The organism is Pseudoalteromonas sp. SR41-8, from assembly GCF_014163915.1.
Lineage (GTDB): Bacteria > Pseudomonadota > Gammaproteobacteria > Enterobacterales > Alteromonadaceae > Pseudoalteromonas > Pseudoalteromonas rhizosphaerae.
Genome location: NZ_JACJEE010000082.1, coordinates 1 through 671, shown reverse-complemented (window position 1 = coordinate 671; position 671 = coordinate 1). Strand labels below are relative to the sequence as shown.

The window sequence follows — 671 nt, the reverse complement described above, 5'->3', positions numbered from 1 at the left end:
GTGCTGGTTGCACTGGAGGTGTTACCCGCCGCATCAGATTGTGTGGCGCTGACGGTGAGCGTGCCATTATTAAAGCTGCTGACATCAAACTCACTACCACTGATAGTCCATGCCCCAGAGCCATCAGCCGTCACGGTGCGCGATTGGTTATTCGCGCCATCGCTGATAGTCACACTGACACTGGCATTGGCTTCTGCGCCAGAGCCGGTGATCAATACACTGCCATCTTCTACAGCATTGATCCGGCCATCAACCTCAATCGGGGTGGCAATCGTTAAGGCATTCGGTGCTGTATTATCTAAAACCACCGAGGTGCTGACTGCGCTGGAGGTGTTACCCGCCGCATCACTTTGTGTGGCGCTGACGGTGAGTGTGCCGTTATTAAAGCTGCTGACATCAAACTCACTACCACTGATAGTCCATGCCCCTGAGCCATCAGCCGTCACGGTGCGCGATAAGTTATTCGCGCCATCGCTGATGGTCACACTGACACTGGCATTAGCTTCTGCGCCAGAGCCGGTGATCAATACACTGCCATCTTCTACAGCATTGATCCGGCCATCAACCTCAATCGGGGTGCTTATCGTCAAGGCATTCGGTGCTGCGTTATCTAAAATCACTGAGGTGCTGGCTGCACTGGAGGTGTTACCCGCCGCATCACTTTGTGTGGC

1 protein-coding gene is annotated in these 671 nt (G+C 54.1%); it reads right to left on the bottom strand.

Going from position 1 to position 671, the window contains the following annotated elements:
• Window positions 1-671, bottom strand: a 671-nt coding sequence (locus H5162_RS21085) for an Ig-like domain-containing protein (protein ID WP_182779449.1), incomplete at both ends; no start/stop codon positions are given.